The 21535-nt window shown below is 33.2% G+C and carries 21 protein-coding genes; 15 read left to right on the plus strand and 6 right to left on the minus strand.

Translation table 11 applies throughout. From position 1 onward, the window contains the following. Window positions 1-170: 170 nt before the first annotated feature. Together EEL30_00500 and EEL30_00505 are read right to left on the minus strand one after the other, a co-directional pair. Window positions 171-1313, minus strand: coding sequence for a hypothetical protein (locus tag EEL30_00500; protein QDX90984.1), 1143 nt, complete (start codon window positions 1311-1313; stop codon window positions 171-173). 1 nt (window position 1314) lies between these two features. Beyond that, the gene (locus EEL30_00505) at window positions 1315-1545 is read right to left on the minus strand and encodes a hypothetical protein (GenBank protein ID QDX90985.1); all 231 of its coding nucleotides are present in this window, start codon (window positions 1543-1545) and stop codon (window positions 1315-1317) included. A 913-nt stretch (window positions 1546-2458) separates the two neighbouring features. Between EEL30_00505 and EEL30_00510 the strand changes: the two genes are divergently transcribed. Beyond that, window positions 2459-3232, plus strand: a complete 774-nt coding sequence (locus tag EEL30_00510; GenBank protein QDX90986.1) for a ParA family protein — start codon at window positions 2459-2461, stop codon at window positions 3230-3232. Further along, window positions 3219-3596 (plus strand): hypothetical protein, encoded by a 378-nt coding sequence (locus EEL30_00515; GenBank protein QDX90987.1) that lies wholly within the window; start codon window positions 3219-3221, stop codon window positions 3594-3596. Before EEL30_00510 ends, EEL30_00515 begins: the two co-directional genes overlap by 14 nt. A 320-nt stretch (window positions 3597-3916) precedes the next feature. On the opposite strand, the gene EEL30_00520 is transcribed toward EEL30_00515, so the two are convergent. Further along, window positions 3917-4120, minus strand: a complete 204-nt coding sequence (locus EEL30_00520) for a hypothetical protein (GenBank protein QDX90988.1) — start codon at window positions 4118-4120, stop codon at window positions 3917-3919. Window positions 4121-4630: 510 nt separating this feature from the next. Here EEL30_00520 and EEL30_00525 point away from each other — a divergent pair. Continuing rightward, complete coding sequence (locus EEL30_00525; GenBank protein ID QDX90989.1) at window positions 4631-4933, plus strand: hypothetical protein; 303 nt, start codon at window positions 4631-4633, stop codon at window positions 4931-4933. 1088 nt (window positions 4934-6021) lie between these two features. Here EEL30_00525 and EEL30_00530 read toward each other — a convergent pair. Further along, window positions 6022-7293: a RepB family plasmid replication initiator protein gene (locus EEL30_00530; GenBank protein QDX90990.1), complete on the minus strand. Its 1272-nt coding sequence runs from the start codon at window positions 7291-7293 to the stop codon at window positions 6022-6024. Between the two features lie 811 nt (window positions 7294-8104). Beyond that, window positions 8105-8467, minus strand: a complete 363-nt coding sequence (locus tag EEL30_00535) for an XRE family transcriptional regulator (GenBank protein QDX90991.1) — start codon at window positions 8465-8467, stop codon at window positions 8105-8107. Between the two features lie 166 nt (window positions 8468-8633). On the opposite strand from EEL30_00535, the gene EEL30_00540 reads away from it, so the two are divergent. The 3 genes from EEL30_00540 (at window position 8634) to EEL30_00550 (ending at window position 10359) form a co-directional block, all read left to right on the plus strand. Beyond that, the gene (locus EEL30_00540) at window positions 8634-8864 is read left to right on the plus strand and encodes an XRE family transcriptional regulator (GenBank protein ID QDX90992.1); all 231 of its coding nucleotides are present in this window, start codon (window positions 8634-8636) and stop codon (window positions 8862-8864) included. Between the two features lie 223 nt (window positions 8865-9087). Continuing rightward, the gene (locus EEL30_00545; GenBank protein ID QDX90993.1) at window positions 9088-9783 is read left to right on the plus strand and encodes a hypothetical protein; all 696 of its coding nucleotides are present in this window, start codon (window positions 9088-9090) and stop codon (window positions 9781-9783) included. Window positions 9784-9936: 153 nt separating this feature from the next. Next, window positions 9937-10359, plus strand: a complete 423-nt coding sequence (locus EEL30_00550; protein QDX90994.1) for a hypothetical protein — start codon at window positions 9937-9939, stop codon at window positions 10357-10359. A gap of 269 nt (window positions 10360-10628) precedes the next feature. Here EEL30_00550 and EEL30_00555 read toward each other — a convergent pair whose 3' ends face one another. After that, a complete protein-coding gene (locus EEL30_00555; protein QDX91034.1) occupies window positions 10629-10664 on the minus strand; it encodes a hypothetical protein in 36 nt (11 codons plus the stop codon). Window positions 10665-11003: 339 nt separating this feature from the next. On the opposite strand from EEL30_00555, the gene EEL30_00560 reads away from it, so the two are divergent. From EEL30_00560 to EEL30_00600, 9 genes are all read left to right on the plus strand, one after another. After that, window positions 11004-11372, plus strand: a complete 369-nt coding sequence (locus EEL30_00560) for a hypothetical protein (protein ID QDX90995.1) — start codon at window positions 11004-11006, stop codon at window positions 11370-11372. A gap of 312 nt (window positions 11373-11684) precedes the next feature. Next, window positions 11685-12560, plus strand: coding sequence for a hypothetical protein (locus EEL30_00565; GenBank protein QDX90996.1), 876 nt, complete (start codon window positions 11685-11687; stop codon window positions 12558-12560). Between the two features lie 11 nt (window positions 12561-12571). Beyond that, entirely contained in the window at window positions 12572-14440 is a 1869-nt protein-coding gene (locus EEL30_00570) for a DUF87 domain-containing protein (protein ID QDX90997.1), read from the plus strand. After that, the gene (locus tag EEL30_00575; GenBank protein ID QDX90998.1) at window positions 14437-16473 is read left to right on the plus strand and encodes a hypothetical protein; all 2037 of its coding nucleotides are present in this window, start codon (window positions 14437-14439) and stop codon (window positions 16471-16473) included. The genes EEL30_00570 and EEL30_00575 overlap by 4 nt, the downstream gene beginning before the upstream one ends. A 31-nt stretch (window positions 16474-16504) precedes the next feature. Further along, the gene (locus EEL30_00580; GenBank protein QDX90999.1) at window positions 16505-17737 is read left to right on the plus strand and encodes a M23 family metallopeptidase; all 1233 of its coding nucleotides are present in this window, start codon (window positions 16505-16507) and stop codon (window positions 17735-17737) included. Between the two features lie 11 nt (window positions 17738-17748). Beyond that, window positions 17749-18138: a hypothetical protein gene (locus tag EEL30_00585; protein QDX91000.1), complete on the plus strand. Its 390-nt coding sequence runs from the start codon at window positions 17749-17751 to the stop codon at window positions 18136-18138. A gap of 163 nt (window positions 18139-18301) precedes the next feature. Next, window positions 18302-19519, plus strand: coding sequence for a hypothetical protein (locus EEL30_00590; protein ID QDX91001.1), 1218 nt, complete (start codon window positions 18302-18304; stop codon window positions 19517-19519). Between the two features lie 5 nt (window positions 19520-19524). Next, the gene (locus tag EEL30_00595) at window positions 19525-20148 is read left to right on the plus strand and encodes a hypothetical protein (GenBank protein QDX91002.1); all 624 of its coding nucleotides are present in this window, start codon (window positions 19525-19527) and stop codon (window positions 20146-20148) included. Then, entirely contained in the window at window positions 20132-21472 is a 1341-nt protein-coding gene (locus EEL30_00600) for a hypothetical protein (GenBank protein QDX91003.1), read from the plus strand. Before EEL30_00595 ends, EEL30_00600 begins: the two co-directional genes overlap by 17 nt. The last annotated feature ends 63 nt before the right edge of the window (window positions 21473-21535 follow it).

Genomic DNA, 21535 nt, shown 5'->3' on the forward strand with positions numbered 1-21535 from the left:
ATATTCGAAAACTCTTCTGCCTCGTAATCAATTAAATAGCTCCAGTTCCATGAAGGAATGGCAACGAGACAACTAGAGTAAAAAGCATTTTTTATATTACTTTTAAATACCCAGCCAAATATTGGTCTGGCATAAAATCCAAACTCTATATTTTATTAGTAAATTCTAATTTATATTGTTATCTTGCTGCTTATTAAATCAGCCAAAGTTGTACCGGTTTCTTCTCGAAGTGAGTGAAGATATATTTGGGTGGTTCTAATATCTTCATGGCCAAGCTCGTCCTTCACGTCTTGCAATGATGCCCCAGAATCGAGTGCAATAGTTGCAAATGTATGACGAAACCAATGTGGTGAGACGTATTGTGCCTTTTCTTTTAATGAGGGGCAATTCTTTGATGCACGTTTAGCCGCACGTTTAACGATATCCCAGACACGATCTCTTAATAAACGTTCACCTAAGGAGTTAGGAATAAGAGGGGAATCAGGAGAATCATTAAACACCATCCCCTTCTTATTAAACTCTAGCTTCAGGAATTGCCGATATTGTATTAAATCAAACATCACTGCTTTTGGAATCTTCTTGCGTACTATTTTCCCTCCCTTACGTTCTATTTTTACTAATGTATCACCGTAGAGACCTGTCTCAATGTCCCCACAATTCATCTTACATACTTCACTAACACGTAATCCCTTTAAAGTCAGTAAACTACCAATAATGCGGTGAAGATTTTTTTTTCTAAGTTCATTCAATATAGCTTGTAGTTCCATATAATTAAGTTTTCTTTCTACTATTGTATTAATTTTTTTACCTATAGCAAACTCATCACGCAAATTGTACTTAAAATAACCTTTTTCGTATCCGTATTTTAATATACTTTTTACAAAAGTCAGTTTTTTAAGTGCCGTATTCCTAGCATGTTTGCCATTTATGTATCGTTCATATGCTTTCAATTGCTGCCTACCAACTTGTTTTAGTCCACAAGATGGAGGAGCTGAATCAGTTATTCCAATAGATGTAAATTTATCTACTGGATCATTCAAAAACGAAACAAAACTATGAAAATCTCTTTTATATTCAGAAACCGTTCCATCAGTTAACTTTTTGTTCCTAGGCTTATCATATAGGTAAAAAGCGAAAAAGATAGATTCGTCATATAACTTATCTAATGTGAGAACTTTCCCCTCATTAAGTAGCAAAGAAGAAATCCTCTGATCTTCACTCCAGGCACCTGTCTCAATAATCCTTTTTACTTCATCCTCTTTTTGATTATACAGAATGGAGATTGATCTTTCGATATCGGAGTTTTCATCCATTTCATAACACTCCCATTTTTATATCAACCTTTTCAAGCAAACTAATGTTCTCTTTAATAGAATACCATATTTTATTTATAATAACGACAAAATGGCGTATTTTGTTGGTATTTATTATTGGAATATAAAATACTACATCTATTTCCTTGATAAACTCAATCACACCTTTTAAGTTTACATAATAAAAGATATGGGATTGAAATATAAAATGACAACTAATACTCATATACATATATGAAGTAATATATTACTTCATATATTACTTCACCTTATAACTTCCAATGTTGCAAATTTTCGACCTTCCAGATTAGTCTCTAAGCCATTTTTTAAGACTAGTTAATACCAAAGTATCCCCCCTAATAAAAATCGCAAAGAAAGTCTTTATAATTGAAATGTAGGTATTCGTGTTTTTAAGACCCGAATTTCATACTTTTATACCAAACCAAACTTCTATTTAACTAATAAGATGTAATATAAAATAAAATATTCAAAACAATGCTCATGCTAAACTATGTATATGTATATTACGTAATATACATATACAACTTTGATGTATTATATTTTGTTGTTTTCATATATGTTTGAGTACTCGAGTATTAAGTAACATATGCGTAATATACTTATACAACTGTGATGTATTATACTTTGTTGTTTTCGTATATGTTTGAGTACTCGAGTATTAAGTAATATATTACGTAATATACTTATGCTACTATGATGTACTATATTTGTTGTTTTCATATATGTTTGAGTACTCGAGTATTAAGTAACATATGCGTAATATACTTATGCTACTATGATGTACTATATTTGTTGTTTTCGTATATGTTTGAGTACACGAGTATTAAGTAATATATGCGTAATATACTTATGCTACTATGATGTACTATATTTGTTGTTTTCATATATGTTTGAATACACGAGTATTAAGTAACATATGCGTAATATACTTATACAACTGTGATGTATTATATTTTGTTGTTTTCGTATATGTAGTTTAGGTTTATATTACTGCATAAAAGTATATGTTTTCATATGGGAATATGATATTATATAACAATTAAAATATATATTTTAAGCAGGTATTTATAACACTTATATCGAATCTTACTTACTATGAGAAAAGAAAAAATGGAGTGATAAAAATGTCTACAATTATAAGTTTTGGAATTCAAAAGGGAGGCGTAGGAAAGACAACAACTACAGCCATAACAGGATTCCTTTTATCCAAAAACTATAGAGTATTATTGATAGATTTTGATAGTCAAGGAAACCTAACATCAATGGCTACTGGTGATCCAAATATTTATCAGTTTGATGGTAAAACCTCATTAGAAATGATGAAATTTAAAGATGTAAAATCTGTAACTCATGTAATCAATGAAAATTTACATCTCATACCTGCAACTGACTTCTTATCTCAACTGCCATATTTCTTATACAGAGAATATACTGGTAATCCACTAACCGTTCTTTCCGAGACGCTAGAAAAGGTTAGTGATGACTATGATTTTATTTTAATTGATTGTCCTCCTAATCTAGGAGAAATGACTCAAAATGCATTAGTTGCATCGGATTTTGTTATTCCAATTCTACAATCCGAACCTTTTTGCTTTGATGCATTGGAGCGTTATCTAGAATTCATTATGGAAGGGATAAAAGCCCAAGCCAATGAAAAAATTAGACTTGCTGGAATCTTAACATGCATGTTAGATTCCAGAGCGGCGATTGACAATCATGTATTAGAAAAAGCACGTGAAGAATACAAAGATCTTTTATTTACTAGTGTCATCAAAAGAAGAACTCGTATTAAAGAATATTCACTTACTGGAGTTTCAAAGCGAACCAAACAAGATACAGAAGCTTTAGAGCAATATTCTCTATTCGTGAAGGAGTTGTTAGAACGTGTCCAAAGCTGATAAATTTAAAAATCTCACTTCTAAATCTGAATCAAACAGTGCTAGAGATAATGCAGCACAATTAATAAATTTGGCTGCTAACCCAGCTGTTCCTACAGAATCTTCTCAAGCAAATGAAGAGTCCGTTCAAAATAAGATAGAGTCAGAGATTCCATTAGATCCTAATGACTCTTTACATGATCTTTTCAAAAAGTATGAGAAAACAGTCGAAGATAACACTGTAAGGAGTACTTTTCTAATAAGAAAGGATTTAGCTAAATGGTTGGATAAAATATCTAAGGGAAAGAAAAGAGGATTTAAAACGGCCTTTCTTACACAATTACTAGAAAAAGCTAAGAAAGAGTACGAGGAAAACAATAAATAGTTAAGTAATTAAAACGTAATTTTTGAACGCGTGCCTCTCTCGACACGTGTGGCTGCGCTAAGTTGGTGGTTAACCACATGCCGTATATTAATATTTGATTTTATATTACTTAGCTGTTTTGTAGTAAATGTTTATGCTATTTTCCTATCAACTTTGTGAGCAAATAGTTATTATCAATCTCATATGATTGTAAATTAGGCCACCAGTAATGGTGGCTTTTTGTATTTATTCGAAAAACCACTTCATGAACAACTATGTCAAATAACTACATTGACTTGGAATGCGAAGAAAAACCACCCGTAGTGGGTGGCTTCTCTTGTTTAAGCTGCTTTAGATTCGTCTTGTTCTTGTGCATCCTCTGTTGTTGGTTTTGGCATTGTTGCTGGCTCATCGCCGTCAGGCTTGGTTGGCGCTTTTTCCTTAAATAACTTTGATAGCCTGTCCAAAATACCAAACGAGTTATTGATAATGCCAAGTATTGCTGCGATGATGCTAAGTACTGCTGCGATTACGGTTAATGTCATAATTAAACACCTTCCTTTTCTTTTAATTTTTTTGATCTTTCCTTATACACGGGACACAGTAGGATTATTCACTCGTTATGTTCCCTTACACACTAACAATCGGAATACCCTATCAAATAATTGCGATAATGTTTGTGAAAATTTTTGTTTTCCTCCTTTCTTGCAAAATAGTGCTCTCATAAATAGGGGGTTCTGGTAGAAACATTTGAATGGTTTTTTAAAAAAAGCCTGTCCAATATCTGGCAAGCCTTTTTGTCATGCTCATTTGAAATTCACCTTCAAAACTTAAAGTGATGGGAAGGACTCATTTTATGTTGTTAGTCTCTCTGAAGGGATAGATACGAACGCAGGCAAAAGGAAACCCTTTTAAAAAATGATTCTCATATATTGGAGGCATTTGGGTGACGGGTAGATAGAGTTTTTCACACTAAAACAGAACAATACGATGCAATCCATTTATCTAGCCAAATCTAAGCCAGCATGACAGATTCTTGATGAGATTGCAGGTCTGTGTGGAGTATTGGATCGAACACTGCTCAATTGGCTGAAATATCCTGTATTCGGTCGAGAACTGTAAAAGGAAATCGTTCATCTGATGCGGCTATTAAGGAATCCAACGCTCAGGTTACTAAGCTCATCCTTCAGGTATACGATATGCTTACTGATAAAGTGGAGATCGAGCAGAAGAACAGAGGGCCACGTGCACACTGTTTTTGTAATAGTTATAGCGTTAAAGAGAGGAATTGCGTATACACTGTTTTTGTAGTATTTAACGCTGTAAACGGCGAATTGTTGAACGCACTGTTTTTGTAATAATTACGGTGTTAATATGAGGAATTACGTACACACTGTTTTTGTACTATTTAACGCTGTAAAAGGGGAGTTATTAAACACACTGTTTTTGTAGTATTTAACGTTGTGAAAGGGGAATTGTTAAACGCATTGTTTTTGTAATAATTACGGTGTTAATATGAGGAATTACGTACACACTGTTTTTGTACTATTTAACGCTGTAAAAGGGGAATTGTTAAACGCATTGTTTTTGTAATAATTACGGTGTTAATATGAGGAATTACGTACACACTGTTTTTGTACTATTTAACGCTGTAAAAGGGGAGTTATTAAACGCATTGTTTTTGTAATAATTACGGTGTTAATATGAGGAATTACGTACACACTGTTTTTGTACTATTTAACGCTGTAAAAGGGGAGTTATTAAACGCACTGTTTTTGTAATAGTTATGGCGTTAAGGAGAGGAATATCATACACACTGTTTTTGTAATAATTACGGTGTTAATATGAGGAATTACGTACACACTGTTTTTGTACTATTTAACGCTGTAAAAGGGGAATTGTTAAACGCACTGTTTTTGTAATAATTACGGTGTTAATATGAGGAATTACATACACACTGTTTCTGTACTATTTAACGCTGTAAAAGGGGAATTGTTAAACGCACTGTTTTTGTAATAATTACGGTGTTAATATGAGGAATTACGTATACACTGTTTTTGTAGTATTTAACGCTGTAAACGGCGAATTGTTGAACGCACTGTTTTTGTAATAATTACGGTGTTAATATGAGGAATTACGTACACACTGTTTTTGTACTATTTAACGCTGTAAAAGGGGAGTTATTAAACACACTGTTTTTGTAATAATTACGGTGTTAATATGAGGAATTACGTACACACTGTTTTTGTACTATTTAACGCTGTAAAAGGGGAATTGTTAAACGCACTGTTTTTGTAATAGTTATGGCGTTAAAGGAAAGGAATATCATACACACTGTTTTTGTAGTATTTAAAGCGTAAATTAGCGACCTTCATATACACTTTTTAGAGGACATAAAAATATGCATCCCGGTTAATCAACAAACGGAATGCATATCTCTCCAAAATTAATACCTAGTTCGTTTGGATACGTTTTTTATTCCTGTATTCTCTCTTATTTTTGTCATTAGTGCTTCTTCATACTGCTTAAATATCTTATTAGCATCTTCATATGTCATTTCAATCTTTTCTTGAACATAATCAATAAAAAACCCTTTAACAACTCCTTTAGATACAACCTCAGTAGATCTCATAAATGCTTTGAGAGTTTCTTCAATAGCAGCATCTATTAGTTTTTCAATCTGCTTTGAATCAGTAGCTTTTGCTTTCTTTGATGCTTTAATTTTCTTTGAATCAGTGGTCTTTTCTTTCTTTGATGCTTTAGTTTCCTTTTTAGAAGCCGATAATCTCATTCTTATCTCAGGTGTTAAGAAAATAATATTATCTCTCTCATCATACACTTCCTTTAATACCTTACTTACCTGGTCTATTCCATAAGGTTCCCAACTCTTAATTGTAACCACGTCCATATCAAAACCATATTCTCTGCAAAGATCAGTAACATGGTCTATGAATGTTGGGAGCTGAGAAGCTGATTGTTGAGATGGATCTGATTTGCTTTTTGGACTATTATTTGCTGATTTCCTTCTCGTACTAGTTGGTCTATTCTCTTGATGGTTTGGAAAAATTTTAAATACCAGTTTATTGACCTTTCTCCCAGCCTTTTCTTCTGTAAATTCAAATGAAATATCCGTTTTTTTAGCCAATTCTTTTTGTGCAGGAATAATGACTCGATTTTTAAAATTTGCATATACTGGATATATATCTTCTACACCGAGCACTTTTCTTATAGTAGCTAAATCAAAAGAACGGGTACCAATTGTCTCATATTGTTTTAATAACTCATACAATCTTATTGAATATGCGCTCTTTAAAGTCACGATATTACTCAACCGGTAACTCGTAAATTCTCTTTTTAATTGTAAAAGGTACGGCTTTAAAAAAGAATTGAATTTTAAAGAGACGGTTCCATCCCTATAAGATGCTTCCATAAGCCAATTTGTTTGAATAAGTGTATCATTGATAAAAATTTCAAAAGGCTTACTTAACAGGTTTAAAGTAATCTTTCTAAGGTCAGAATACAAGTATTCACCTTTAACATTAATAAGTTTAGCAAACTCCTTTATTGAAAACGTGTAAGGCTTGAAATCATCATCGCTTGGCTGAATTTTACTAGCCAATAAGAGAATTACTTTTTGTTCCTGGGCCCCAAGCTTATAATTAGCTTCAATAAATCTATTCGATTTCGTAACCAAATCATTAGTATGTACATCGGACATAATTAATTACCTCTTAGACTATTAGACATCTACATCATTATCCACTTCATAGGTAAAGATTACAACTTTTTTTTTTGTAATAGATAAAAGAATTGGGTATCAACACTTAATTTGCAATATTTAGCACTGTTTTTGTAATAGATTTCACTGAAAAAGTAATTTTAATCACTGTATTTGTAATATTATCCACTGTTTTTGTAATAGATTTCACTGTTTTTGTAATAATGATAGCTTATAAACCCTTGGTACCACTGGCTTCTGCCCGTCCTAAAACAATAAATCATTTAAATCAAAAAAACAAAATAAAACAATTAAAATAATAATAGCAGTAAATTCTATTTCCTTAATTAAAATAATAGTATTCAAGTAATAAAAGAGTACTCATTATGATTGAACAAATATTTAATTGTTAAACAAATTTACAACATTAGGTTTATATCTTTGAAATAACAATTCTTTTGGGTATAATGACATAAAGTTTAGAAGGGAATTTATTATTTAGTTCTATTTTCACTGAAATATGCAAGTATATAGTCCTAACAAAAGGAGAAACAGAGATGGAAGAACTGCATGATACTTATACAATGAGTGACCCAAAATCAACGTGTGATAATCTAAAATTTTTAGTTGAAGTCCAAGATGAGCACCAAGAAGCCAAATTATTAATTCAAGAATTAGTAATTGCGTGGCAGCGCCATAGAAAAAAGGCAGTAACCTAAATATAGAAAATGCAATTACTTATTGTTCATTCAATATTGCACTTTATTTTATATATGATTACTCTTATAGTAATTAGGGAAGACCCTCTATTTTAATTTAGAGGGTCTATTTTCTTATCTCGATCTCTTTTTGCACGATATACGTCAGCCATTAGATCAATTTTTTCCATAAAATCCTTACGATACTCACTAGGTAAACTTTCTAAAATATATTTAAGTTTTTCAACATCATAATATAGATTATCTTCAAGCGTTCCCGCATAGACTAGTAGGTCCTCTAATGGATGATTTAAACCCAATGCAATTTTCTTTAGCGTATCTAATTTTGGATTATCTCGAAGACCAGATTCCACATTAGACAAATGACTTGAAGATATTCCTGATCTCCTAGCTAATTCTCTTAATCCCATGCCTTTTGATTCCCTAATTGATTTAATATACTCTCCAATTTTCATAATATAAGACTCCTTTTAAGTGGCTAATTTCGTATAATACAAACTAAAATGAAGTAAAAATTATTCAAAAAACAAACAAAACTGATTGCAAAAAGATAAACATGAATATATTATTAGCTTTAATGGTTTTGGTTACCATATTGTAAATACAAAAGGGGAGGCATACATGAGAATTATTGCAAAGCAAGCTTTTGCATCCTTTCGTGTAAGAAAGGGCTATACACAAAAAAAATTAGCTCAAAGAGTCAAAGCATCGCTTACTCACGTAAGTAGAGTAGAAAAGGGTCAATCTTTTCCAAGCCCCGTATTAGCACAAACCTTCTGTTCTGAGCTAGAGTGTACCTTTGATGATATTTTTTTTGTTAAATTGTATTCAAAAGAGGACACGGTTACATAATTAAAAGAAAATGTTTTAAGTTCTTTTTGTATTCAAAAAGAAACAATAATACCAGAAACATCGGGAAATCTTCTTTTTACCAGCAGAAATGTACCTTTTATAATATATTTTTTGTTTAAATGTATTCAAATGAGTACAATGTTTCATAATAAAAGAAACGTTTTTTTATTTCGTTTGTACTCAAAAGAAAACAATAATGAATCTAAATTAGGAGTGATTTAGGATGCAATATATTTGCGTATCTGTCTTGACAGGTAAAGAAACAGATGCCATTGATCAACTAAATATGAAAATCAATGAACTGTATAAAAATCAAGATAATAAATATCATTTTTTAAAGGATATTACTTTGATCCATACCTATCAAGAAGTTGTTGAAACAACAACTACAAAGATACGCAAAAAAATCAAAGCAACCATGAATTATATATATGTTGGTTTCACAGAATGGAACGACGAACTATATCAATTAGTGACCAACACCCCTTTTGTAATTAAAATTGTAAACTCTTGGAGACAAATTAAAGATCACATTTTTACAACTCAAGAAGAAGTTGATTGGAATTTATCTTGTCTTGATAAAGATGTTTTAGTTAAAACAGTTACACCAATCGTTGAAGAAGTAGAACAATGCAAAATTTCCACAGTCGAAAATGTTTTTGAAGAACTGCTTCATACAACAATTAAGTTAGCTAAAGATGTTAAAGATAAGATATCCCTCAAAGTAAATGAATTTATTACCGTTTTAAAAAAACAAACAGTCAAAAAGGGAAGGTCATTTCATTCTCTTTTTACAAGAAGAAGGTATACAGAAAGGCTCCTTCAATATTTCCTAACGTTTAAAAATGAATGGTCTAATGATTTGTCTCAATATCATTATATCCAAAGAATTTATAGTCTAATAAAAAGACTAGATTGAAAATATTTTATTCGATTTAGATATGTCTTACAAGCGAATGAGTAGCCCTACTTAAATTTTAAAATATAATTTAAAATTTCTATCAGCTCAAGATTTAACCCTATAGCAACAAAAAGGTAGGATTAAACCTCATTTGAAACATGGAGGTCTGATATGTTAACTGGCTGTTTTGAAGTAACCAGGCATAAACAACATGGTTTACTAGCTGTATCTTGGTTACTTAACGATGATGAACGTATATGGGAATTTAAAGTTCCAGTCAAAGAATATCATTCAGGATCTTATATTGCTATAAATGCGCTTCTTGAAGAGGTAAACGAGAGAAGCATTAAAGCAATTACCATTTTAGGCAGTAATCATCTTGTCATGAATCAGATCAGTGGTGTGTGGCAAGTAAAAAACAGTAAACTTTATGATCTATGGCTAGAGGCTAAAGCTATATATCAAGAGATACCACATATCCACTTTGAAAGATTAGTACTCCAGCAAAATGTAGATGATCAACAAAGAGAAAATTCCTACTTAAAATTTGATGAAGATGAGGATTACCAAGAAGCAGTAATTAGCTTCTATTAAAGATGTCACTAGGAAAGGATTAAATGATTCTATGATGGGAAAAACGCACTCTGCTGTTGCAATTGCAGCATATTGTTCTTGTCGTTTACCTAACACCTTAGAAGAAATCCCTACTTGGATAACTGAAATAAGCGTAGTTTATTTTACTTCCTATAATTCCTTCTTGGTTAAGGCCACTTGCTTTCATTGCCTTGGGTATCCTCTTATTTATTCTAGGAATGATGAAATTAAACTACTTACTAATTGGAATTGGTTTATTTTTTCTATACCTAGTTACAGTTAAACACAGGGAAAGTATTACTCACAGTATAGTGGGCCTATTTTCGGTCTGTACTTTTGTATATTTACTTAACCCTAATCTTTTAATTCCTGCTTTGATCGGATACGGCACCCATATATTAGTTTTAGACTTTATTACAGAGAAAGTTTCCTTATTTTCTCCTTTTTCCAGTCGCAGATTTGGAATTACCTTGTTAAGGACAAACTCGTTTTTTGAAAAACTATTATTTTATAGAGGTTCCCAAATATGTATTATATGGCTACTGATTCTTAAATATGTTCTGCCAAAGTTGTAATTATATTTTAGAGAAGGGAGGTGTTTTATTAACAATATATGTAATACACCAAATTGTGGAGGAAAAATAATGAAAAGTATTATTAATATGCGATTCGTTTTAGTATTTTTTACTATATTTGCCCTTTTTTCAACTGTAGTTCTTTTGCCTGCAACAGAAGCGTATGCTTCTTTAAATCTTGACCCAGGTACTGAAAAGCTCAAAGGAGAGTGGAAAAGTATAGTTGAGAAGGTCTGGGATGTATCAAAAGATTTTTCAAAATATGCTGCTGTAGTTTTATTAATTCTTGCTCTTTTAATACGTGCTTTTGGAGGAAACGACAACAATAAAATAGCCGCCGCAAAATCCTTTGCTTTATGGGGATTAGGATTAGTTGGTGGGGTATATTTAGTTGATGTAATTGTAAGTGCTATTCTAGGAATCTTCTCAGGAAAGTAGGAAAGGGTATGTATGGAGAGCAGCATCTTCTAGCGTATAAATCTGAAAAAGAGTTCTCAATTATTACATTTGGGAGACTTTCATTATCTATAAGACAAACGGCATGGTGGTTGGCTGGTTGTTTCATTAGTTTCAATTTAGCAAAATATGTTCCCCCCTGCCATATTTAGATTGGAAAGGCTACACTCCACACTTTATTCCTTTAGCAGCTTGTATTGTATTTTCTTTTTTTGTACATCCGAAGACTGGTTTAAATATTGGAACCTATTTTAAATCATGGATAGTTTTTAGAAGAAGAAAGAAGGTGTATTTTTGATTGTTAAAAAAATTTTCCTACTAACTATTATATTTTCTTTATATAGCAAAATGACTTTAGCCTCAGCCTCATTAGCCACTGACCAAGTGGCTAATTCTTTTGATTGGGAGTTACTAAAAAGTGTAGCTATTGTATTAAGTGCAGGTGCTGCTTATTTGTTCTTAAAAAAGGGCAAAAAGGAGGTTCCCAAAGAAAAGGCGATAGACTGGTTTAAACCTAGACGGATTGAAAAAGATGGATTTATTGAAACTGAAGATAATAGGTTCATGGTTATGCTGGAGGTTCAACCAATTCCCTTCATTCTGAAATCTCCGAAAGAACAAAGTGCAATTTGGAGTGGTTTTAGAGAATGGTTAAGTATGATACCCCACCCAGTAAGATTTCGTGTTCAATCATATCCATATTCTCTACAAGATTATTTCTATGAAATTCGTCAAAAAGCTTTAGAGTTGGGGGATCTAGGAAACATACAGTACAACAAAGAATTAGAAGAGGTTTTTAACCATGTCATACTAGAACAAAAAATTCAGGACCAACGTTATTTTATTATCTTAGAAACTGATTATCGTTATCTTGGAGACACAGGAATTACCAATAGTCCTTTGTTTCATGACGTTATGAATAAGATTAAAAAACATAAGCAAGTGGATAACTACGATGTAGCTAAACAAGAGTTGTTTAACAGTGTACGCTTAACACAAGAAGTTTTGTTTAATATCAAAATTAATGTCAGCCAGATGTATAAAAAGGATGTATTGGAATATCTCTACGGTGCTATAAATCGTGAAATGTCTGCACTCATGTCATTAGAAGAATTTGAACAAAAAGTAGCAGATGATGTGAGGTCTGTAACATCGCTAAGTAATATTTAAGGGGGATTATCTTGTTTTGGTTTAAAAAGAATAAAACTATGAAGCCAAATGATGAGTCAAATGCTTTTACATCAACTGAGGCAGGTATTATGTCTCCGACTGTTTTAATAGAAAAGGAACGGGATAATCTTGGTGACTACCGAATAGAGCTTGGTAATAATATTACTGGTTGTAAACATATTCGAACATGGTATGCAAAACTAACTGGTAGAACAACTTGGATTGGAATGTTCGATAGATTATTACTTGCTCATGGTGATGCAGAAATTGATTTTACTATATCTGTTGAACCTATTGATGTATCGATCGAGCAAGAAAGAATTGGTAATAGAGTAAGCGAATTGGAAGTCGAGATACAAGATACCACTAATAAAGCACTAAGAGGCAAACTAGCTCAAGAAAAGGTTGATTTAGAAGAACAATTATCAAGATTGAGAACTAACGAGGAAAGACTCTATGACACATCTTTCTTTCTGAGTATTGGAACCGATAGATATGATGCATTACAAAAAATAAGCCGCCTAATCATAAAATCAATGCAGAGTATAGGTATGATTTTTCGGGCGACAGATCTTAGGCAGCTAAATGCATTTTGTCATGCTATAGGGATAGGACCACGATCGGAATTCAATGATACTTATAAACCCCTGGAGTCCAGTAATGTGAGTGACACCTTTCTTTTTGGATATGGAGGTCTATCACATAGAAAGGGCATTTTGCTTGGTTTGGACCATTATAATCGTCCTGTCTTCTATGATAACTGGCACCCACCATTAGAAAATTCAAATGGTCTAATATTTGGAAGATCGGGGTCAGGTAAGTCATTTGCTTTTAAAATAATCACTAAAAGGACATGGTCTTTAGGTGTTCCTACAGCAATCATAGACTTACATAGAGAATACTGGGGACTCATAGACTCTATGGATGGAATTTACGTCGAACTGAACCCAGAAGTAGAGAATCATCACCGTATTAATTTATACGAGGTGCGTGAAGAAACAAACAGAAATGGAAAGAGAGTTGTAAAATTGGAGGATTCATACAAATCAATTTTACCCTTCCTTTACAAAATTGTTACCTTACTAGATTCTAATGAACTAACTGGACAGGTAAAAGTCTCATTTTATGAAACCCTTCAAAAATTATATAAAATGTTCGAGATCAATTCTGATCCGGATAGTTTATATGAATATGATAACAATCAGAATAAGAAATACAAAAGAATGCCAACTTTATACGATCACTATCTACTAATGAAAAAGGAACCTAAGTTAGAAGGTGTAATTGATTTCATTAAAATGTTTACCAGAGAAAGTGAAGATCGAGCGCGTTCAATATTTGATGGGGAGAGTACATTTGATTTAGCAGAATTTCGACCAATGGCAATTTGCTTAGAGGGATTAGATAAAGAAGTGATGCAGCCGTTAGGAATGTTTGTAAGTATGAAGTGGTTGACTGAAAACTTTGTAAAACGCAATCGCTTACCAAAGAGATTATTTGTTGAAGAAGCTCAGAAGATGTTGGAAAGAGAAGAAGATGCCATTGGACTAGAAAACCTTTACCGTGAAATCAGGAAGCTAAATGGAGGCATTTGGATTGCAACACAAGGATTTGAAGTATTACTACGAGTACCACAGGGAATGGGTATTTTAAAGAATAGTCCTACAAAGTTATTATTACGACAAGAGAGTATTGACATTGATGCAGTAATAGGAAAATTTAATTTATCAGAAGGTGAGGCCATGCGATTATTAAATGCTCCAAAAGGGGTCGGTATTTTAAAAGTAGATGAGGAATCTACTATAGTACGATTGCAAGCAACTACAAATGAGTTTTTTAGATATAGAACAGATGGAGAAAACTGGGAGAATATTTCATGAGAAGCATAAGGTGCTTAATAATCTTGGTTGTTTTAGTTTTCCTTGTAACAGGATGCTCTACTAATAATTCAGCACTTACTAACCTACCTTCTTCACCGGTTACTGAAAATGCGGAACAGACTGAAATGGAAAAACCAGGTGTTTTTGAAAAACTTATTGCAGATGCGATTGTTGCAATACCCAATTGGATTATAAATTTTATTGGACTTCAGGATATTAACGATCTAGTGTTTGGACTTAAGGTTGATAACTCAATGGCGTATGGTCTTTTTCCAATGCAAGTATGGAAATCAATTGTAAATATTTTTGGCATACAAACTTCAATTATCGGCTATTTACTTGTCCTAGCATTACTAACATGGATGTTAATCATAGCTTTTCGTGCAGGTACATCAGAAGGACAGACGAGTATCCGCGATATGGTTAATGGTTTTTTAGTTTACCTTTGCGCAATGTATTTTGGTAGTTACCTGTTTCAAATGGTATTTGGTATTAATACTTTTTTGATAAAGATAGGTTATTTGGCGTTTACATCCAGCTTGGAAAAAATAGGTATCAGTGCGGAAGGGTTAAATTTCTTTAATCTACTAGTTTATGCAATTGGCGGTGGGGAAACAGCTGGAGGAATTGGAGCTATCTCAGTAGTTGAGGGAGGGCTAGCTGGAGCATATTCAGCACTCATCACGGGAGGTTCCGCCATTCCGTTTATCGGGGCAGGTATTGGAATTGCAGCTGCGTCTCTTTTATTTGCGTCAGTATGTTTCGTAGCTCTTTTTAATTTCCAATATACAATGCGAATGATGATGATAGCAGCTCACTTTGTGTACTTTCCTATTGTAGCTTATTCTTCCATTTTTCCTGCTAGTCGAAGATCCTTTGATGTTTGGTTTCGTTCTCTATTATCTATAGTTCTAGTGCAGGGATTCCAAGCACTTTTTCTAGGCTTTTTTTACGTTATCCTGTTTGGAATTAGCTTTATGTCAAAACTAATAATATTGACATGTGGTTTAATTATATTGATGACCATTCCAATATTTGTAGGAATGGCGTTAGGTGGTCCAGGAGGCTTAATGGGAGCAGCTGTTTCCTTTATGGGATTGAATGGTATGCATGGATTAAACAAATCACACAAATACTCTGCGCTATCTAGAGGAAAACCGAGTCATGGAAGTGAACCGATAGTGGCAGGTTCTAATCCTACTACAAAGCCAAAGACAGTTGGGCAAGCAAGTGCTTTTATTTCTTCACCTAATATGTCTACTCTGATGCCTAAAATGACTTCCAGTATAAAACAAACTGGTCAAAGACTAGGAAAGGCTTCAGTCAAAAGTGCACCTTATGCTGCTGGAGCATTTGCACTAGGAACTGGAGCAGCAGTAGTAGGATCTGCGGTAACAGCAATTACTGGTAATATGGGCATGGGAGCACAAATAGGATCAACAATAATGAATAGTACTATGGGTATGAGTAATAGACAAAAAGCTGGATTTTCTTCAAGTCAATCTCTAAATCAGATTCAGCCAAAACCAGAAGCTACAGAATCCAAATCTTCTACTGAAGAATATTCTCGATTGTCTAATCAATATTTAGCTCAGTATCGATCAGGAATGAACTATATGAATAGACAGGTTGATGAAGATGGTAATGTAAGTTCGAAGTTTACACCACGGCCAACAGTAGAATCAACAAAGCCACAAATTAGTCCATACACCGGACAAACTATGAAAGCGTACATTCCTAAGAAACAAAAAGAGCAAATGCTGAAAAACTCAGTACAAAAAAACAATCCTTCTCTTTTTAATAATATTGCCCAGGTATCTCCTCAATTAAATAGTAGAGCAGGAGAATCGGTTAATATTAATTTGGAGCCTTCATCAATTAATAAACAAACTATGGGGAGTCCTATAAGGACTTCAATAGAATCAACTGAAAAAAAGAATAAAAATGATGAAATGGTGGGGAGTTCTCGAAAGGAGCTTCCTAAAAAAGTAGTAGATCATGTGAATATGAATAGGCCTCCTAATCCACAATAGGAGGCTTTTCTCTTTTATTAGGGGGAAAGGAATGAACTTTGTAAGTAACATAGTCAAATCATTGGTACGTATGATTTTCACTATATCAATCCCAATATTATTAGTAATAGTAGTAGGATTTCTAGGAATAGCTATGATATATATCCTACCAGTTACTTATTTGCAAACTGATGGAGTACTAGCCTTTTTTACAACAGGGGACGAAGATTGGGATTTAGAAAGAGATAAGAAGTTAGGGGAGACCTATAAAGAACTTGTTATTAAGGATTTGGGGTCCAAAGAACTGCAAGTGTACACTCCTAGTCAATATGAACAAGCAGAGTCTTTTGCATTAGATTGGACTGTTTTAGCAGCTGTTGATCGAATTCTTGGTGATCCTACAATGAATGACAAGATTAATAGAAACCCTCAACCTGAAAAACATTATAAAGCTATAAAGCCCAATTTTATTTGGAAACCTCATATTGTAATCGTTAAAGAAAAAAGAGAAACAGAAGATGGAAGTACATACTGGGTGACGTTTGAATATAAAGTACAACTACTTACCAAAGTAAAGTCTTATAATCAGCATCATGAATTAAATTATCGAAAAGAAATAGTGACCACTTCAACCAAGATAATTGAAAAATGGGTATTAGACGAAGTTGAAACGCAAACGTTGGACCAAAATGAAAATAGATTAATCAAGCTACTGAAATCGTATAAGCTTCCCCAAAAGGATATTGAGATGGTGGAAGAACTAGCTCTAGTTTATAGTGAATCACCAAATCATCAAGAGACTCAGGATATCTTCGATCAGATCAAAAATGGCAATGGTAATCAAGAGGAAGGTAAGGCACCTCAAGAGTGGACAGGGACACTACCGTTATTGGGAGTTATTGGGAAAGACTTCGTGCAAACCTCTTATTTTGGATACAGAACTGATCCTTTTACAGGCAAAACAGCTTATCACGATGGTGCTGATTTAGCTGCCCCAGCTGGGACTCCGGTATATGCTCCAATAAAAGGAATAGTTGTTTACGCTTCAACAATGAGAGGCTTTGGTAATACCATTATGATTGAACATGGTGGTTATTTAACTCTATATGGTCATTTATCAACGATACATGTAAGAAAGTCTCAGCAAGTAGCAGTAGGAGATTTAATAGGAAGAGTAGGCTCGACAGGTCAAAGTACGGGTCCACACTTGCACTGGTCTCTATATGAGAATAGTTTTGGAAAAAAGAATGCTAGAGATCCGATGACGTATAAACCTAGAAAGTAGGAGAATAGTGTATGTTTAGAAAAGTAATTACTTTTATGTTAGTTGGTTTTTTCTTAACTTTGACATTGGGATGTGCTCAAGCAAGTGCACAAGTAAAGGATGGAAGAGAGAGTCTGAAGATCGAGGCAATGAATAATAAAGAAATTACAAATGGACTTCAGAAAATGGAGGTAGACTTATCTGAGAAAGGAGAAAATTTGTCTATACCATTAACTGCCATTGGTATCTTCATTGGGGTTTTAATGTTTTTAGTGGGGGCCATTTTCAGTAAGAAGATGTTACTGAGTGGATTAATAGTAATTGCTGGGACATTTGCAAGCTTAGTCATTTTAGGTGATATACCAACATTTATAGATTTACTAAGTGATATGGCTAAAATGGTTCGTTCCTGGTTTAAATAAGTGTTCTCAAAAGAATACATTTTTGTTGTCTTTTAGAATACACTGTTGTAAAATATAATTAACTCAACATGTTCCTCTTTAAGACAGTTAAAGAAATATTTATTCCTCCCTTTTGTTCAAAGGGAGGTTTATTTGTGTTCACCTTAATGGAAGGAGTGATAAATTGATCAAAATAGCTATAGTATCCTCTCCGAGTATTTTTAAAAAAATCAAATCTTTTTTCCCTAATGAAGACAATATAAGTTTTTCTGAACCATTAGAGGATTTTGAGGAAATGATACTTTTTTTGAAGACGGGAGTAACTGGTATTGTTGCAGCTGAGGGTAGTAAACTAACTGAGATAGTCAAAACGATGAGTCTTCCCCTTCTACTTTATACTGGCCAGAAAGATTTTAACCTGCAAATCGATCGTTGGTTTTCTTCTTTACAAGTAGTGTTAAACCAGGAGTTACAAAGTAAGTCTGGATTAGAAAAAATAACTCCAGGTCAAGACAAGTTTGACTCTCTTCAATCAGAAAATGATTTGAATCAGACAGATTTATTTTTAAAAAGCATAGACAGTGATAAAGAAGATGCTATTGAAATTAGATTACCAAATGTGAAAGATACTCAGGAAGAAGAAGGGACTTTATCACAGAAACTGTTCATTGGAAAAAAACAAATTCTACATGGCATTACAAGTAATGTTTCCTCCTCTATAACAAATCAAATGGCCAAAGTAAGTAACTTAGTGAAAAGAGAAAGAGGGGATGCAGTAGATAAGAATAAAAATTCAGAGTCAGAAGAAGTCTGTGTTCAATCAATCAAACAGGAACCTATTGCTGAAATAAATGCGATTTACTTGTATTCTCCTGAAGCCACAGGAAAAACCTTTGTGGGTATTAATCTAGCAATTGCATTAGCACGTACAGGGAAGAGTGTTCATTATATGGACATCTCGAATAAAGTAAGAAATTGGTTTGATTCGCCTACATTCCCATTTACGCTTTCTGATATGCCGTTATTTGTCAGTGGATATCAGAATCAACCATTTCGTTCAGATGCTATTGTCATTATCGAGACAAGAGAAAAAAAGTACATTCGTAATTCGGATGGTAAGAACATCCTTATTGTAGATTCTGACTTGTCACATTCCATCGAAGTATCAAAATCTATTCAGGGAATTAAATGGACTGGAATGGTCTGGAATATGGAAAGCAATAACGGTAACCCAAAAAGTATAATATCATTACCGATTATTACATCATTACCTAGATATAGAGATGTGTATCAAAGTATTGAAAAAGGCGTTCCCAGAGCTATCAATGATGATCTATTAGTAAATGAGTTATTGAAAATTTATAAATATGATCATATAGCAGCATTAATGGGAATGGAGTGATTTTCTTGATCAAAATGATGCCTATACGAATGCATTTTCTTAGACAGTGGCAAAAACTAGATATGGCTTTTCTTATTATTTTGATTGTAATACTAATTTTATGTGTTATAGGAGGGAATAAACCACTGGTTATTCTCTCCTATTTTTTATTTCTTACAATTGGATTTGTAGGAGCGATCGGTCGGACATGGATAAAAAGAATTGCTTACAAAAGATCCAGAAAAATTGGTCTTAAGCAAATTAGTTTATTTGTTTTTAAAGAGACAGATCAAGAAGTATGGTACGAATTGCACGTTATGGTGCCTGATAAAAAAACTACCCAAATAGGAATACTTAGAGACTACCTTAAAGATCATCTTACATTGTATGAGTTTGGAAAAAGGCATTTAAAAACAGTCTATTTTATAGGAACTTCCCATTCTACTTTTATAAAGGCAAGCGAAAAGGCATGTAAGCAATTAGATTTAGAAATATATGAAAGTAACGAGATACTTGATCCATCAGCAAGAATTTCATCTAGTGAGTGGAAACAAATTCAAAAACGTTTCTTTTCAAGTAGTGGGTTACTGGAAGCTCCGAGTAATTGGAAAACTTTCATTTGCAAAATAAAAAATGAAGAGGAGAGATAATCAGATGTTAGTCACATCAAATCAACAAGTTTTATCTACTGTTCCAATTAAGTTAGAAAATGCAAAAATTGTTAGCCCTGAAACTTTGTTTGGGGAGTTAGCAGAATTAGATATTTCAGTAACAGTAGTTTATATTCTGTATCCTGAACATGAACATTTAATGCCATATTTAAAAAATGTTAAAGTTTACGCACTGGGGAAGAATTTAAACAATATGGAGGAATTTCGATCTGCAATTCGATCTGGTGCAGAAGATTATTTAGACAGACGAGGTTACTTACTTGAGAGGAATCCAGGTGTTGATCCAATATCTAACTCTCGAGAAGAAAATGAAACAATTCGTTTACAGCCTAAAAACAAGAAGCTGTTGGAAGGAGGGATGCCCCAACACGACTCTGTACAAAACAATGAAAGATCTGTTATACAAGTTAAAACAATCGATGCCAGTGAGGAATCCAAAATACAATCGAATATAACTGACACAATTAATTATGCGCGACTTGAAGAATTGCATATAAAACCAACTGGTGGTAGGCAAGTAATTGCTGTTACTTCAAGTAAAGGAGGCATTGGAAAGACGACAGTCTCAATGTCTATAGCTCAACTTTTACATGAAACAAACAAAGGTAGAACTATTATTGTTGATGCAATGTGCCCACATGGTAATGTCTTAACCCGGATGGGTTTCAAAGCAGAAATCAATTTTAAATCATGGGAATCATATATGAAAAGTGGAGTGCAACTGACAGACAAACAAATTTTGCAAAAACTAGTAATTAAACATCCAGATGGAATTTATGTTCTTCCTTGCATACCTTTTGGTTATGAATGCTCAGTTGAATTGATGAATTATATATTGACGAGTCTTGCAAGAGTTTTTGATTTTGTAGTAATTGATATTGGAGTTGAGCGACATGAATTATTAAGTGCGGTTATGACTATTGCGAATAAGACATTATTGGTTGTTGATTATGATATTGCCACTTTAAAAGATAGTAGAGATTACATTAATAGCTGGCAATTACGTCAACTTGACCTAGATAAACTACACGTTATCGTCAATATGGAACCAATAAAGAAAGAAAGAAATGTAATTAACCGTAAAAAGTGCAAGGAGACCCTTTCTGATTTAAGAATAATTGGTTATTTACCTGAAGTAAACGGAATGAGAGCCATACACAATAAGGGAAAATTGATGGTTCAGGAAGATACTAATAATCCATTTTCACAGGAGATGGTAAAGATAATGGGAGAGATTATTCCAGACTATAAGCTAGATAATAAAAAGAAAGGGTTATGGGAAATCTTCTTTGGAAAAAGATAATGAATCTGTAATTAATATGACTATTTAAGGGATGCCTAAATGAGGCATCCTTTTTGAATCTAG

This window comes from Brevibacillus laterosporus (genome assembly GCA_007833815.1).
In the GTDB taxonomy this organism is placed as follows: Bacteria; Bacillota; Bacilli; order Brevibacillales; family Brevibacillaceae; genus Brevibacillus_B; species Brevibacillus_B laterosporus_D.